Below are 14,975 nucleotides of genomic sequence, written 5' to 3'. Positions count from 1 at the left end.
GACGGGGCCCGCCGCCACCCGGCCGGGTGGCGGCGGGCCCCGTCGTCAAGGGGCGTCCGGTTGACTAGAACAGGGTGTCGTAGATCTGCCACCCGGTCCCGACCTGCGACTTCGTCGCGAACGGAGCCGTCACGCTGCCGGTGGAGCGGTAGAACCAGAAGTTCCCGGAACCGTCCACGGCGACCAGGTCGCCCCGGCCGTCACGGTCCAGGTCGCTCGGTCCGAGCAGCAGCTTGTACTTGCCCCAGCCCGTGCCGATCCGCACCCGCTTGTCGTACGGGGAGGCGGCCGAGCCGGTGCCCGTGTAGATCCACAGCACCCCGGACTTGTCCCGGGCCACGAAGTCCGCCTTGCCGTCACCGTTCAGGTCGCCGGTGGAGACGATCGCGTCGTAGATCTGCCAGCCGGTGCCGATCTGGGCCTTGGGCAGGAAGGGCTTCGACGGTTCGCCGGTGCCCTTGTAGAAATAGATCACGCCGGCGGCGTTGCGGGCGATCAGGTCGGCCTTGCCGTCACCGTCGAGGTCGCGCATGCCGGTCAGGCTGTCGTACTGGTTCCAGCCGCTGCCGACCTTGAGCCGGGCCATGTACGGCTTGTCCGGGTTGCCGCTGCCCCGGTAGTACCAGAGCACCCCGTCCTTGTCGCGGGCCACGAAGTCACCCGTGCCGTCCGCCCGCAGCGCGGTCATGGCGGTGATCGCCGTGTAGCTGCCCCAGCCGTAGCCCGCCTGGTAGCGGCGGTAGTACGGCGAGGAGGCGCTGCCGGTGCCCTGGTACTGCCAGATGCGTCCGGCGCTGTCCCGGCCGATCATGTCGTACCGGTCGGTCCCGGCATCCGGAACGGTGCTGCTCGCCTGCTGGACGTCGCTCGCCTTCACCCACGCGATGCGGTGGTTGTAGCGGATCGGGGTGTAGAGCGTGGTGCCCACGACCCGGGTCTGCGAGGAGCCGAAGTAGTCGTCGCCCCGGACGTCCGCCCCGGCCCGCACGTACGCCTGCCCGGCGGGCAGCTTGTACTTCGTCAGGTGGTCGGGGTTGTCCGTCGGTGCGTCGGCGCCCGTTCCCTCGTAGGCCGCGGCCTCCGGGAAGGTGCGGCCGTAGAGCCGGGCCGTGGCGCCGTCCTTCAGCTTGATCACGGCCGGGGCCTGGCCGCCGACGCGTGCGGTGAACTGGCCGCCGGGGTTCGAGAACCACGCCTTCTGTCCGCCGTACCAGATCGCGGTCCAGTCGGCCTTGGCCTCGGCGACGACGTACTCACCGCCGGCGACGACCTTGTTGCCCCAGTTCGGGCCGTCGGTCGCCTTCACGTTCGGCATGTACGGGTCGACGATCTTCGCCCCGGACGTGGAGGGCGAGGTGTAGAGGTAGCCGAAGTTCGCCGGCTGCTTGGCGACGTTGGCGCCGCCGTACGTCAGCTCCGGCTGGTTGGCGGTGGTGAACGGGGGAACGACCCGGACCACCTGGCCGGCCTTGACCGGGCCGCCGGCGCCCTCGGCCCCGGTCGGGGCACCCATGAGTGCCATGTAGTGGTTCCAGTCCCAGAACGGGCCCGCGTCCCAGTGCATCCCGCCGACATCGCCGTCCAGCGACCCGGGCACCTCGTCGTGGCCGACGATGTGCTCACGGTCGAGCGGGACGCCGTACTTGCCGGCCAGGAACTTCACCAGGGCGGCGGAGGATTCGTACTGCGGCTCCGTGTACCAGCTGCCCGACTTGATCGCGTAGCCCTCGTGCTCCACGCCGATCGAGTGCATGTTCATCGACCAGTTGCCCGCGTGCCACGCCAGGTTCTTGTTCTCGACCAGCTGGGTGACCAGGCCGTCCGAGGCGCGGATCAGGTAGTGGGCACTCGCCCCGCTCGCCGAGTTGCGGAAGGTGTCCAGCGAACCCTGGTAGCCGCCCTCGGTGTCGTGGATGACGATCTGGCGGATGTCGAACCCGCCGTTGGCCCGGTTGGCCAGGCTGTAGTTGCGCGCGCCGTTCTTCGGGTCCTCGGCCGGGATGAAGTTGCAGTTCAGGCCCGAGGGGCACTCCGGCGTCACGGCCGCGGCCGCGGCCGGGCTCGCGGGCGCCGCGGCGAGGGAGAGCTTCGACGGCTCGACCGGCTCCACCGAGGGGTCGGCGGCCAGGACGACCTGCTGGCCGTCGGACGTGACCTGCTGCTCGCCGGTCCTGATCGACTCGAAGACCCGCTCGGCGAAGAGGTCGGCCCCCTTCTTGTCCGGGGACTGGCTGTACCTGGCCACCGCGGCGTACCAGCCGCCCGGGTCGTCCGGCAGCGAGCCGGTCGCGTCCCGCTGGTACTCCGCCAGCAGCGCCGCACCCGCGCGGATGCTCTGCTCCGTACTGTCGCGGACCGCGTCGATGCCGGTGCCGATCAGCCCGGCGGCCTTGTCCAGCGTGTGCAGCCGGGGGTCGCTGGTGTCGACGGCCTCCTTCGGCAGGGTGCTCACGGCCTTGGCGGCGTCGTACTTCCGTTCGACCTCGGGGCTGTCGCTCGCGTTGAAGTGCGCGACGCGCTCCTCGGAGTCCGGCTGGACGACGTCCTGCGCCGTCACCCGGGTCAGCCCCATGACGTTGTACGCGCCGCTGGTGCTCGGCTCGCCGTCGTGGCTCTCCCACAGCGTCTGCCGGTAGGAGACCGCCATCAGGACGCTCTGCGGCACGTCGAACTCGCGAGCCGCGTTCTCGAACTGGGCCTGGAGCACCGCGGAGGGCGATGCCGGCTTCGCGTCCGTGGACCCGGGGTCCTGGGAGGCGATGGCCAGGGTGCTGATCGTCGCGGTGGCGACGACAGCGGCACCGGCGGCGAACAGCAGCCGTTTCTTCCGGAGGTCCCTACGGTGATTCCGCTTCAAGTCCCCACCCCTGTTGTCCACTTGTTCAACGCTGAAAAGTGTGAGGCTAGCAGGCAGCTCCGCCGCGCCCCGCGCGTGCCGCGCCGAGACGTCCGTCTCAGTCACTGAGCAACCGGAAAAGCAGTGGACGCGAACCCGTAATGTGGGAGCCGTGACCGTGAACGCCAATACCTCCGTCGCCGGTGGCAACACCTGGCGAGACCTTCCCGCGGCGCAGCAGCCCGAGTACCCCGACTCCGAGGCCCTGCGCGATGTACTCGCGGACCTCGCGTCGTATCCGCCGCTCGTCTTCGCCGGTGAGTGCGACCAGCTGCGTGCCCGTATGGGAGCCGTCGCCAAGGGCGAGGCGTTCCTGTTGCAGGGCGGCGACTGCGCCGAGGCCTTCGACGCCGTGTCGGCCGAGCACATCCGGGCGAAGCTGAAGACGCTGCTCCAGATGAGCGCCGTCCTGACCTACGCGGCCTCCGTGCCCGTCGTCAAGGTCGGCCGGATCGCCGGCCAGTACTCCAAGCCGCGCTCCAAGCCGACCGAGACCCGCGACGGCGTGACGCTGCCGACCTACCGCGGCGACTCCGTCAACGGCTTCGCCTTCACCGAGGCCGAGCGGGTCCCCGACCCGGACCGGCTGAAGCGGATGTACCACGCCTCCGCCTCCACGCTGAACCTCGTCCGCGCCTTCACCACCGGCGGTTACGCGGACCTGCGCCAGGTGCACGCCTGGAACCAGGACTTCGTGAAGTCCTCGCCCTCCGGCCAGCGCTACGAGGCCCTGGCCCGCGAGATCGACAACGCGCTGAACTTCATGAAGGCGTGCGGCACCGACCCGGCCGAGTTCAAGGCCGTCGAGTTCTACGCCTCGCACGAGGCGCTGCTGCTGGACTACGAGACGGCGCTGACCCGCACCGACTCGCGTACCGAACGGCTGTACGACACCTCGGGCCACATGGTGTGGATCGGTGAGCGCACCCGCCAGATGGACGGGGCGCACATCGAGTTCGCCTCGAAGATCCGCAACCCCATCGGCATCAAGCTCGGCCCGACGACCACCGTCGACGAGGCCCTCGGCTACGTCGAGCGCCTCGACCCCGACCGCGAGCCCGGCCGGCTGACCTTCATCGTCCGGATGGGCGCCGACAAGGTCCGCGACAAGCTGCCGGAGCTGGTCGAGAAGGTCACCGCGTCCGGTGCCACCGTGGCCTGGGTGACCGACCCGATGCACGGCAACACCTTCGAGGCGGCCTCCGGCCACAAGACGCGCCGCTTCGACGACGTCCTGGACGAGGTCAAGGGCTTCTTCGAGGTGCACAAGGGCCTCGGCACGCACCCGGGCGGCATCCACGTCGAGCTGACCGGCGACGACGTCACCGAGTGCGTCGGTGGCGGCCACGAGATCTTCGTGGACGACCTCCACCAGCGCTACGAGACGGCGTGCGACCCCCGGCTCAACCGCAGCCAGTCGCTCGACCTGGCGTTCCTGGTCGCCGAGATGTACCGCGACCAGTGAGCCGTCACGGCAGGTAGCACCCGTACGACTGTGGGGCACGGATCGCATGTGATCCGTGCCCCACAGGGCGTTCACGGGCTTTTGCCACCCCGGGGCGACGGGTAAGGTTAGGTTAGCCTCACCGATTATCGGGGCGGCGCCCAAGACCCGTCCCCGCCGGGAGGTGAACCGCGTGTACGTCTGCTCGTGCTTCGGCGTTACGGAGCAGCAGGTCAAGGACCATGCGGCAGCCGGCGCCTGCACACCCCGCCAGATCGCCTCCGCCTGCAAGGCGGGCACGGACTGCGGCGGCTGCGTGCGCACGATTCAGGCGATGCTCGGCCGCGGCGCCTGCCCGCGCCGCGAACTGCTCGACCGGAAGCAGACGCCTGCCACCGCCGCCGTTCCCGCGCCCCTCCCCGAACCGGCTTCCGGGCTTCCCGAAGCGGCCTGAGCGCCGCCCGGCCGCGCCGCGCGGTCAGCTGTCCGGCTGCTCGATCAGCTGGGCGATGTACAGCGGCTCACCGAGCTTCTCGACCAGGTCCAGCTGCGTGTCGAGATAGTCGATGTGGTGCTCCTCGTCCGCGAGGATCGACTCGAAGATGTTCGCCGACGTGATGTCGCCCTTGGCGCGCATCAGCTCGATACCGCGCTTGAGGCGGTCGATCGCCTCCACCTCCACCTGCCGGTCCGCCTGGAACATCTCGGTGACCGTCTGGCCCACGCGCACGTGGAAGAGCCGCTGATAGTTCGGCAGGCCGTCGAGAAAGAGAATGCGGTCGGTCAGGATCTCGGCGTGCTTCATCTCGTCGAAGGACTCCGAGCGCGTGTATTTCGCGAGCTTCGTCCAGCCGAAGTTGTCCTGCATCTTCGCGTGCAGGAAGTACTGATTGATGGCAGTCAATTCGGCGGTCAGCTGTTCGTTGAGGAACTCGATGACCTCGGGGTCGCCCTGCATCGCAGAGGCTCCTTCCAACCGGTGAACTGGGCAAGTTGGCCGCATCCTCGCATCGCACCCGGTGGTCGTCCAGTAAGTGCACGCTTAGTACGAGTTGCCCCAATCGACTCCGCCCTGGTCACGACCACCCCCGCCTGTCTGTCACCATGGAGGCATGGGTCAGCCGGAAAGCCGGGAACACCGCGCATCAGAGCAGTCCGAGCTTCCGCCGGGCCAGCGACTGCAGCGCGGATGGCCGGTCACCCACTACGGACCGGTGCCCAAGTTCAAGCCCGACCGCTGGGAGTTCCGCGTTTTCGGCGCCACTGCCGACGGCGACAAGCACTGCTGGAACCACGAGGAATTCTCGGCGCTGCCGTTCTCCTCGGTCGTCGCCGATCTGCATTGCGTGACGAAATTCAGCATGCTCGGAGCCGAATGGGGCGGCGTGCTCGCCCGCGATGTCGTGGCTCTCGCGCCGCCCGCCCCTCAGGTCACCCATGTGATGGTGTGGGCCGAGTACGGATTCAGTTCGAATCTCCGGCTCGACGATTTCATCTCCGACCGGACCCTTTTCGCCACCCACAAGGGCGGTGAACTGCTCACCGCCGAGCACGGCTTCCCGCTCCGGCTCGTCGTGCCGCACCTGTACGCCTGGAAGGGCCCGAAATGGGTCCGGGGCATCGAGTACATGACCGCGGACCGCCGGGGCTTCTGGGAGGAGCGCGGCTATCACAACGTCGGCGATCCCTGGAAGGAACAGCGCTACTCCTACCAGGAGGAGCCGGAGGACGGCCCCGAGCTCTGACCCGGGCGTGGCGTCCGCGCCCCCGCCCGGTCAGTTCCCGTCGCGCAGCGCCTGGAGCCGGGCCACGTCGGCGGCGTGTCCCTCCTTGCCGCCCGGGGTCTCGATGACCAGGGGGACTTTCTCGGTGGCGGGATGCGTGAACAGCTCGCGGAACGGCTCCTCGCCGATGTGACCCGCCCCGATGTTCTCGTGCCGGTCCTTGTGGGCGCCGCTGACGTCCTTGGAGTCATTGGCGTGGATCAGCTTCAGCCGGCCCTCGCCGACCGTCTCCACCAGCAGGTCCAGCGTCTCCTTCATGCCGCCGGGGCCCGCGAGGTCGTGCCCCGCCGCGAAGATGTGGCAGGTGTCCAGGCAGACACCGAGCTTCGGGTGCGCGTCCAGCGCCTCGAAGTACGGGCCGAAGTCCCAGGTCCGCGAGCAGAGCGAGGAGCCCTGGCCGGCGGTCGACTCCAGCAGCAGGAACGGGTCGTCGTCGTGCGTCAGCTCGTCCAGCAGCGGCCGCAGGTACGTGCGCACCTGGGCCAGGGCCTCCTCGCGGGGACGCCCGCCGGTCGCCGACCCGGTGTGCACCACGACGCCCAGAGCGCCGATCTCGCGGGCCCGGCGCAGCGAGTGGCGCAGCGACTGGACGGACCGCTCCACCGTGGCCGGGGTGTGCGAGCCGAAGTTGATCAGGTACGGGGCGTGTACGTACGCCGGTAGGGACGCGGCGGCGCACCCGGCACGGAACAGCTCGTCCTGCGCCGGGCTGCCGGCCGGGGTGGCCCAGCCGCGCGGGTTGGCGACGAAGACCTGGACGGCCTCCGCGCCCATCTCGCGGGCGTACGGAAGGCCGACCTTGGCGAGGCCGCCGGCCACCGGCACATGGCCGCCGACAGGATTACGCATGCGGATCTACAGTCCCTTGGTCTTGATGGTGATGGTGCTGCCCTCGGGGGCCGTGTCGCCGCCGTGCACGGACTGGCCGGCGATCTTGTCGCTGAAGGAGAGGAACCCGCGGTCGACCTTGACCTCGAAGCCGGCCGCCTCCAGCTCGTCGCGGGCGTCGTCCACGTCCTTGCCGACGACGTCCGGGACCTCGATCATCCGGGGCCCGTCGGACACCGTCAGCGTAACGGTGTCGCCCTCGGCCGCCTCGGTGCCCTCGGCCGGCGACTGGCGGGCGATGTCGCCCTTGTCCTCGGGCGAGTGCACCCGGCCGGGCGCCACCTCGGCCTTCAGCCCCTCGTCGGCCAGCGCGTCGGTGGCGTCCTCGACGGAGAGCCCGGTGACGTCGGGGACGTCGATGGGGCTGCCCTTGGAGACGACGATCGCGACCGCCGAGTCCGGGTGGCGCTCGGTGCCCGCCTCGGGGTCCGTACGCACCACCTCACCGGCCGGCACGTCGTCGTCGAACTCCTTGGTGACCATGCCGGGGAGCAGGCCCGCCTTCGTCAGCTGCCGCTTGGCGTCGGCGAGGCCGACGCCCTCGACGTCGGGCACCTCCACGATCTCGGGCCCGCGCGAGACGACCAGCTTCACCGAGCCGTTGTCCCTGATCCGCGCGCCCGACTTCGGATCGCTGCTGATCACCTTGCCCCGGTCGACGGTGTCGCTGTAGGCGCGATCGACGCCCTTCACGTCGAGACCGCTGTCCGAGAGCCGCTGGCGGGCGGTCTTCTCGGTCTGGCCGAGCAGTGAGGGGACCTTGGTGAACTGCCCGGAGTTGATGTACCAGACGCCGCCGCCGACGCCCAGGACCAGCAGCACCGCGAGGACCGCCGCGATCACGCCGCGCCGGGGGCCGCCGCGCAGCCCGGTCCCGCGGGGCGGCAGCGGGTGCTCCGGGGGCGGGGGCGTCTCCAGCCGGCTGGTGTGGTGGGCGGTGCCCAGTTCGTTCGGGAGGACCCGGGGGAGCACCGTCGTGCGGGCGTCGGTCTTCTCCGTGTCCCCGTCCGCCCCGGCGGAGTCCCGCGCCCCGGTGCGGGCCTGCGGGGGTATGGCGTCGAGCTGCTCGTCGGTGAGGGCGGCGCGCGCCCGGCGGGTCGCGGCGAGCAGCGCCACCGCGTCGAACGGACGGACCTCCGGGTCGCGGGCGGTGGCGCTCGCGACCAGCTCGTCCAGTTCGGGGGCGAGCCCGGGGACGGCGGCGGACGGGGGCGCCACGTCCTCGTTCAGGTGCTGGTAGATGATCTGGGCGGGCGAGTCGCCGTCACGCGGCTTGTCGCCGGTCAGCATCTCGTACAGCACGACGCCGCAGGCGTACACGTCGGCGCGGGTGTCGGCCGTGCCGTGCTCGATCTGCTCGGGGGCGAGGTAGGAGACGGTGCCGAGGATCGTCCCGGTGGTGTTCGTCACCGAGTCCACGGCCCTGACCAGGCCGAAGTCGGCGACCTTGACCCGGCCGTCGTCCCCGATGAGCACGTTCTCCGGCTTCATGTCGCGGTGCACGAAACCCGCCCGGTGCGCCGCGCCGAGCGCCGCGAGCACCGACTCCAGCACGTCCAGCGCGGCCCGCGGCTGGAGCGCCCCGCGCTCGCTCAGCACATCGCGCAGCGTGCACCCGGCGACGTACTCCATCGCCAGGTAGACGTACTGCCCCTGGGCACCCTGGTCGAAGACCGCGACGACGTTGGGGTGGGCGAGCAGCGCCACCGACTTGGCCTCGCGGATGAAGCGCTCGACGAACGAGGCATCGGTCGCCAGCGCCGGGTGCATCACCTTGAGGGCGAGCACCCGGTCGAGCCGGGTGTCCATGGCCCGGTAGACCGTGGCCATGCCGCCCACGGCGATGCGGGCATCGACGCGGTAGCGGCCGTCGAGCAGCTGCCCGACGAGGGGGTCCTGGAGGGTCGTATCCACCATGCGAGTCTACGAGCCGCCACGGACAGGCCCGACGGTCCGGGGCGAACCCGGCGCAGTACTGAAGCCGAGCCGTGACAGGGACATGCGGGCGGCGGCCGGAATCACGGGCTCCGGCCGCCGCCCGGTGACGTACGTCAGAACGCCGGCCGCTCCGGGTCGAGCACCGCACGCCCGGCCACCGGCGACGACGCCTCGGCGAAGTGGCGGCGCGGGATGCGCCCGGCGCGGTACGCGAGGCGTCCGCCCCGGACCGCGTGCCGCATCGCGGCGGCCATCAGCTCGGGCTCCTGGGCGCGGGTCACCGCCGACGCGAGCATCACGGCCGCGCAGCCGAGCTCCATGGCGAGCGCCACGTCCGACGCGGTCCCGGCGCCCGCGTCCAGGATCACCGGCACCCGGGCCCGCTCGGTGATCAGCTGGAAGTTGTGCGGGTTGCGGATGCCCAGACCCGAGCCGATCGGGGAGCCGAGCGGCATGACCGCGGCGCACCCCACGTCCTCCAGCTTCCGGGCCAGGACCGGGTCGTCGTTGGTGTACGGCAGCACCGTGAAACCGTCGTCGACCAGCGTCTCGGCGGCGTCCAGCAGCTCGACCGGGTCGGGCAGCAGGGTGCGCTCGTCGGCCACCACCTCCAGCTTGATCCAGTCCGTCCCGAGCGCCTCGCGGGCCAGCCGGGCGGTGAGCACGGCCTCGCCCGCGGTGTAGCAGCCGGCCGTGTTCGGCAGCACCCGGATGGCGAGCTTCTCCAGTACGGAGAGGACGGAGCCCCGGACGGTCGGGTCGAGGCGGCGCATCGCGACCGTGGTCAGCTCGGTGCCGGACGCGGTCAGGGACCGTTCCAGGACGTCCAGGCTGGGCGCCCCGCCCGTTCCCATGATCAGCCGGGAGCCGAAGTCGCTCCCGCCGAGGGTGAAGGTGTCGTCGGACATGGTCAGCCTCCCTGGACCGCGGTCAGGACCTCGACCCGGTCGCCGTCGCTGAGCGCGGCCGATGGCCACTGGCCGCGCGGTACGACGGTCTCGTTGAGCGCGGCCGCCACCCCCGCCGGGGCGCCGGTCAGCGTCGCGACGAGGGCGTCCAGGGTGGTGCCGGCGGCGACGGCGACCGGCTCGCCGTTCACGGACACGGTGAGCGGGGTGGACTGGGTCATGCGGGCTGCTCCTGGGGTACGGGTGCGGCAGGCGGGAATCGGCCGGGGGAGAAGGGGCGGACCGCGTCCGGCAGCGCGCCGTCGGCCAGCAGCGACGCCATGGCGTCTCCGGTGACGGGGGTGAGCAGCACGCCGTTGCGGTGGTGGCCGGTGGCGAGGTGGAGGCCGGGCAGCGCGGTGCGGCCGAGCAGCGGGGCGTTGTCGGGGGAGGCGGGGCGCAGACCGGCCCGGGTCTCGGTGAGCGGCAGTTCGGTGATGCCGGGCACCAGCTCGTGCGCGTCGCGCAGCAGCTCGTACACCCCGCCCGCCGTCACGGTGGTGTCCCAGCCCATCTCCTCGCTGGTGGCGCCGACGACCAGCTCGCCGTTCTCGCGGGGCACGAGGTAGATGTGGCTGCCCCGGACCACCGCCCGCACGGTGCGCGAGAGGAAGGGGGCGTACGCCGGGGGTACGGTCAGCCGCAGCACCTGGCCCTTCACCGGGCGGACCGGCGGCAGGACATGGGTGGGCACCCCGGCGAGCCGGCCGCTGAGACTGCCGGCCGCGAGCACGACCTGATCGGCCGCCGCCTCCGTGCCGTCGTCCAGGACGGCCCCGGCGGCCCGGCCCGCCACCACCGAGAGGCGGTCGGCCCGGCGGCGGTGGAAGACCACGCCGGCCCGTTCGCAGGCCGTCAGCAGCGCGGCGGCCAGCCGGCGCGGGTCGACCTGGTGGTCGCCGTCCACCCGCAGCCCCCCGCGCACGCCGGGCGCGAGCATCGGTTCCAGGCGGCGGCACTCGCGCCCGGTGAGCCACTCCGAATCGAGCCCCGAGCGGCGTTGCAGCTCGTGGAGTTCGCGCAGATGGGCGCGGTCGTCGGCGTCCAGCGCGACGGCCAGGGTGCCGCAGGCGCGGAAGCCGATGTCCTGCCCGCTCGCCGCCTCCAGCTCGGCCGTGAACGACGGATAGCGCCGGGCCGACGCGAGGTTGAGCCCGAGCAGCGTCTCCTCGCCGTAGTGCAGCTCGGTGACGGCGGCCAGCATTCCGGCCGCGACCCGGGCCGCTCCGCCGCCCGGTCCGGGATCGGCGAGCGCGGTGGACAGGCCGCGCTGCGCGGCCCGCCAGGCGGTCACCAGGCCGATGACGCCGCCCCCGATGACGAGGACGTCGGACCCGTCGGTGCGATGAGTGCCCATGGGTGTCCAGCCCCTCCCTTCGCCGGCATGACCCGGATCAGGTTCGTACGGTCGGAGGCCGCCAGCCTCCCTCTCAGCCCGGTGCGTCCGGGCTCCCGCGAGTGTCTTACCGTGGCCACCCTAACGACCTCACCCACGGAGCGGGCGGGGAGGGCGGTGAATGCGGCCGCCCCTTCCTGACGTTCCGTCAGATGCGTAAGGTGGACAGGTGAGCGAGCAACAGCAGCGGACGGAGCGCCGGGTCGTCATCGCCGGTGCGGGCATGGCGGGCGTGCAGACCGCCGTCGCCCTGCGGGAACAGGGCTTCACCGGCCCCGTCACCCTGATCGGCGCCGAACCCCACCAGCCCTACGACCGGCCCCCGCTGTCCAAGGCGGTGCTGCTCGGCAAGGCCGAGGAATCCGCCTTCGACATCGACTTCGACGGGCTCGGCATCACCCTGCGCCTGGGCTGCGAGGTGACCGGGGTGCGCTCCGGCGCCCATGAACTGGACACCTCGCAGGGCCCGGTCCCCTACGACGTCCTGGTCCTCGCCACCGGCGCCGAACCCGTCGCCCTGCCCGGCTCCGACGGGATGCCCGGCGTCCACCTCCTGCGCACCCTGGACGACGCGGCCCGGCTGCGCCCCGTGCTCGAAGCGGGCCACACCGTCGTGGTCGTCGGCGCCGGCTGGATCGGCGCCGAATTCGCCACCGCCGCCCGTGCCGCCGGCTGCGCGGTCACCGTCGTCGAGGCCGCCGGCCGCCCCCTGGCCGGCGCCCTGCCCGCCGAGGTCACGGCCCCGATGGCCGACTGGTACGAACAGAGCGGCGCCCGGCTCCTCACCGGGGCCCGGGTGGCCCGCGTCGAGCCCGGCGCGGTGGTCCTCGCCGACGGCCGCACCCTGGCCGCCGACGCGGTCGTCGTCGGCATCGGCGCCCGGCCCGCCACGGGCTGGCTGGCCGGCTCCGGCATCGCGCTCGGCCCCGAGGGATCGGTGACCGCCGACGCCGCGCTGCGCACCTCGCAGCCCGATGTGTACGCGGTCGGCGACTGCGCCTCCTTCCCCTCCGCCCGCTACGGCACCCGCCTGGTCGTCCACCACTGGGACAACGCCCTCCAGGGCCCCCGGACCGCCGCCGCCCACATCGCGGCCGAGGACGCCGGGGAGATCCCGCCCTACGACCCGGTGCCCTACTTCTGGTCCGAGCAGTTCGGCCGGTTCGTCCAGTACGCGGGCCACCACGCGGACGCCGACACCCTGCTGTGGCGCGGCGACCCGGCCGGGCCCGCCTGGTCGGTGTGCTGGCTGCGCGACGGCGTCCTGGCCGCGGTGCTCGCGGTCGGCCGGCCGCGCGACCTGGCCCAGGGGCGCCGGCTCATCGAGGCCGGTGCCCGGCTCGACGCGGAGCGGGCCGGCGACCCGTCCGTACCGCTGAAGTCGGCGGTGCTGCCGTGAGGGGCGCGCCCCTGAAGGGCCGAGTCCGGGTTTCGGCTGTCAGTCCGGGATGGCAGGCTTGTCCCCGTGACCGAGATTGACGCAAAGATCGATGCACTCGTCCCCGCCTGGCTCTACCTGCCCGACATCGCCGAAATGCTCGATGTCGAGGTGACGCGTGTGCGGCAGCTGGTCAAGGAGGGCCAGCTCATCGCCGTACGCCGTGGGGAGAACCGGGCCCTCCAGGTGCCCGCCGCCTTCATCGACGACAGCCGGGTGGTCAAGGGCCTCTCCGGGACCCTGACGCTCCTGAAGGACGACGGCTACTCCGACGAGGAGATGCTCGAATGGCTCTTCACCCCCGACCCGACCCTGCCCGGCACCCCCGCGCAGGCGCTGAGTGAGAATCGCGGCACGGAGGTGAAGCGCCGCGCCCAGGCGCTCGCCGTCTGACCGACCGCAGTACCGGGAACGCGGGCCGCGCCGCACGGGCGGCCCGCGTTCCCGCGCCCGCACCACCGCTTCGCCGTCACCGTCTTCCCCGGGGGGAACCACACCATGTCCACGCCTCGCGCGGCGCTGTCCGATGCCCGGCTCTACCTGTGCACGGACGCGCGCAGGCGCCAGGGCGACCTTCCCGAGTTCCTCGACGCGGTGCTCGCGGGCGGGGTGGACATCGTCCAGCTGCGCGACAAGGGCATGGAGGCGGCCGAGGAGCTCGACCACCTCGCGGTCCTCGCCGACGCCTGCGAGCGCCACGGCAAGCTCCTCGCGGTCAACGACCGGGCGGACGTCGCCCACGCCATCGGCTCCGACGTGCTGCACCTGGGCCAGGGCGACCTCCCGGTGCCCGCCGCCCGCGCGATCATCGGACCGGACGTGGTCATCGGCCGCTCCACACACGCCGAGTCCGAGGTCGACGCGGCCATCGCCGAGCCCGGCGTCGACTACTTCTGCACCGGCCCCTGCTGGCCCACCCCCACCAAGCCCGGCCGGCACGCCCCCGGACTGGACCTCGTGCGCTACGCGGCCTCGCGCGTCCCCGCCCGCCCCTGGTTCGCCATCGGCGGGATCGACGCGGACAACCTCGACCAGGTGCTGGACGCCGGAGCGCGCCGGATCGTCGTCGTACGGGCGCTCACCGAGGCGTCCGACCCGGGCGCGGCCGCCGCTGAGCTGGCACGAAGGGTCCGTGAGCGCGCCGGAGCCTGACCGGGACGCTCCCGCCCGGACAGCGACTCTGGGACAGATCTGTCCGAAGGGTGGACAAGAATCAGTCAATTCCGGCAAATGACCCCGGTTCGGTTGGGGGGTCGCTCCGCCCTGGTTAACCTGCCGGTATGGCCCTTGGCACACCCTCCACCAGGACAGATCACGCGCGTACCGTGCGTGAGATGCTCGCGACCGGCGAGACCTCGTACTCGTTCGAGTTCTGGGCGCCCAAGACCGAGAAGGGCGAGCGCAACCTGTGGAACGCGCTGCGCCGGGTCGAGGCGGTCGGGCCGAGCTTCGTCTCCGTCACGTACGGGGCCGGTGGCTCCACCCGTGCCGGGACGGTCAAGGCCACCCAGGACATCGCCGCCGAATCCACGCTCACCCCGGTCGCCCACCTCACCGCGGTCGACCACTCCGTCGCCGAACTGCGCAACATGGTCGGCCAGTACGCGGACGCGGGCATCCGGAACATCCTCGCCGTGCGCGGGGACCCGCCGGGCGACCCGATGGGCCCGTGGGTCGAGCACCCGCGGGGCGTGAAGTACGCGGCGGACCTGGTCCGGCTGATCAAGGAGGCCGGCGACTTCTGCGTCGGCGTCGCGGCGTTCCCGGAGAGGCACCCGCGCTCCACCGACTGGGACACCGACGTCCGGCATTTCGTGGACAAGTGCCGCGCGGGCGCCGACTACGCGATCACGCAGATGTTCTTCGACCCGGACGCGTATCTGCGGCTGCGTGACCGCGTGGTCGCCGCGGGTTGCGACACCCCGATCATTCCCGAGGTCATGCCCGTCACCAGCGTCCGGCAATTGGAGAGATTCCCCCAGCTCAGCAACGCGAAGCTGCCCGAGGAGCTGAAAGAGCGCATCCTCGCGGTCAAGGACGACGCCGCCGCTGTACGCTCCATCGGTATCGACTTCGCAACGCGGTTCTGCGCGAAGCTGCTGTCCGAGGGTGTGCCCGGACTGCACTTCATCACGCTGAACAACTCGACTGCGACGCTTGAGATCCACGAGAATCTCGGACTGCACAGGCAGTCGTGACCGGCCGTACCCGCCATGATCCCGGGCGGTGGCCGTAGAAGGGGGC

At 71.8% G+C, this 14,975-nt stretch carries 14 protein-coding genes and 1 riboswitch; of the genes, 7 read left to right on the top strand and 7 right to left on the bottom strand.

The genetic code is table 11. The annotated features are described in order from the left end of the window. Nucleotides 1-64 precede the first annotated feature (64 nt). Complete coding sequence (locus tag P8A18_RS07725) at nucleotides 65-2,857, bottom strand: N-acetylmuramoyl-L-alanine amidase (protein ID WP_306052969.1); 2,793 nt, start codon at nucleotides 2,855-2,857, stop codon at nucleotides 65-67. A 157-nt stretch (nucleotides 2,858-3,014) separates the two neighbouring features. On the opposite strand from P8A18_RS07725, the gene P8A18_RS07720 reads away from it, so the two are divergent. Further along, nucleotides 3,015-4,361, top strand: a complete 1,347-nt coding sequence (locus tag P8A18_RS07720; protein WP_306052968.1) for a class II 3-deoxy-7-phosphoheptulonate synthase — start codon at nucleotides 3,015-3,017, stop codon at nucleotides 4,359-4,361. 163 nt (nucleotides 4,362-4,524) lie between these two features. Beyond that, nucleotides 4,525-4,794, top strand: coding sequence for a (2Fe-2S)-binding protein (locus P8A18_RS07715; protein ID WP_371933648.1), 270 nt, complete (start codon nucleotides 4,525-4,527; stop codon nucleotides 4,792-4,794). 24 nt (nucleotides 4,795-4,818) lie between these two features. Here the strand turns inward: P8A18_RS07715 and bfr are convergent, their stop codons facing one another. Beyond that, complete coding sequence (bfr, locus tag P8A18_RS07710) at nucleotides 4,819-5,298, bottom strand: bacterioferritin (protein ID WP_018555496.1); 480 nt, start codon at nucleotides 5,296-5,298, stop codon at nucleotides 4,819-4,821. Between the two features lie 154 nt (nucleotides 5,299-5,452). Between bfr and P8A18_RS07705 the strand changes: the two genes are divergently transcribed. Next, nucleotides 5,453-6,085, top strand: a complete 633-nt coding sequence (locus P8A18_RS07705) for a sulfite oxidase-like oxidoreductase (RefSeq protein ID WP_306052963.1) — start codon at nucleotides 5,453-5,455, stop codon at nucleotides 6,083-6,085. A gap of 30 nt (nucleotides 6,086-6,115) precedes the next feature. On the opposite strand, the gene P8A18_RS07700 is transcribed toward P8A18_RS07705, so the two are convergent. The 5 genes from P8A18_RS07700 to thiO all read right to left on the bottom strand — a co-directional run bounded on the left by P8A18_RS07700 (nucleotide 6,116) and on the right by thiO (nucleotide 11,254). Further along, nucleotides 6,116-6,973 carry a deoxyribonuclease IV gene (locus P8A18_RS07700; RefSeq protein WP_306052961.1) on the bottom strand — a complete coding sequence of 286 codons (858 nt, stop codon included), beginning with the start codon at nucleotides 6,971-6,973 and terminating at the stop codon, nucleotides 6,116-6,118. Nucleotides 6,974-6,979: 6 nt separating this feature from the next. Beyond that, a complete protein-coding gene (pknB, locus tag P8A18_RS07695; RefSeq protein WP_306060740.1) occupies nucleotides 6,980-8,926 on the bottom strand; it encodes a Stk1 family PASTA domain-containing Ser/Thr kinase in 1,947 nt (648 codons plus the stop codon). A gap of 137 nt (nucleotides 8,927-9,063) precedes the next feature. Continuing rightward, on the bottom strand, nucleotides 9,064-9,858 hold the full coding sequence (locus tag P8A18_RS07690) for a thiazole synthase (RefSeq protein ID WP_306052959.1): 795 nt from the start codon (nucleotides 9,856-9,858) through the stop codon (nucleotides 9,064-9,066). A gap of 2 nt (nucleotides 9,859-9,860) precedes the next feature. After that, nucleotides 9,861-10,079 carry a sulfur carrier protein ThiS gene (gene thiS, locus P8A18_RS07685; protein ID WP_306052957.1) on the bottom strand — a complete coding sequence of 73 codons (219 nt, stop codon included), beginning with the start codon at nucleotides 10,077-10,079 and terminating at the stop codon, nucleotides 9,861-9,863. Further along, complete coding sequence (thiO, locus tag P8A18_RS07680; protein ID WP_306052955.1) at nucleotides 10,076-11,254, bottom strand: glycine oxidase ThiO; 1,179 nt, start codon at nucleotides 11,252-11,254, stop codon at nucleotides 10,076-10,078. Before thiO ends, thiS begins: the two co-directional genes overlap by 4 nt. Continuing rightward, nucleotides 11,252-11,363: riboswitch (TPP riboswitch) on the bottom strand. (Overlaps the previous gene by 3 nt.) 99 nt (nucleotides 11,364-11,462) lie before the next feature. Here thiO and P8A18_RS07675 point away from each other — a divergent pair. The 4 genes from P8A18_RS07675 (at nucleotide 11,463) to metF (ending at nucleotide 14,929) form a co-directional block, all read left to right on the top strand. After that, nucleotides 11,463-12,692, top strand: a complete 1,230-nt coding sequence (locus P8A18_RS07675) for an NAD(P)/FAD-dependent oxidoreductase (RefSeq protein WP_306052953.1) — start codon at nucleotides 11,463-11,465, stop codon at nucleotides 12,690-12,692. 66 nt (nucleotides 12,693-12,758) lie between these two features. Next, complete coding sequence (locus P8A18_RS07670; protein ID WP_306052951.1) at nucleotides 12,759-13,124, top strand: Rv2175c family DNA-binding protein; 366 nt, start codon at nucleotides 12,759-12,761, stop codon at nucleotides 13,122-13,124. A gap of 105 nt (nucleotides 13,125-13,229) precedes the next feature. Beyond that, nucleotides 13,230-13,883 carry a thiamine phosphate synthase gene (gene thiE / locus P8A18_RS07665; RefSeq protein WP_306052949.1) on the top strand — a complete coding sequence of 218 codons (654 nt, stop codon included), beginning with the start codon at nucleotides 13,230-13,232 and terminating at the stop codon, nucleotides 13,881-13,883. Nucleotides 13,884-14,011: 128 nt separating this feature from the next. Further along, nucleotides 14,012-14,929, top strand: coding sequence for a methylenetetrahydrofolate reductase [NAD(P)H] (metF, locus tag P8A18_RS07660; protein ID WP_306052947.1), 918 nt, complete (start codon nucleotides 14,012-14,014; stop codon nucleotides 14,927-14,929). The last annotated feature ends 46 nt before the right edge of the window (nucleotides 14,930-14,975 follow it).

Origin of the sequence: Streptomyces sp. Mut1 (genome assembly GCF_030719295.1) — a bacterium.
Taxonomy (GTDB): domain Bacteria; phylum Actinomycetota; class Actinomycetes; order Streptomycetales; family Streptomycetaceae; genus Streptomyces; species Streptomyces castrisilvae.
This window is presented reverse-complemented; position numbering and strand designations above follow the sequence as displayed.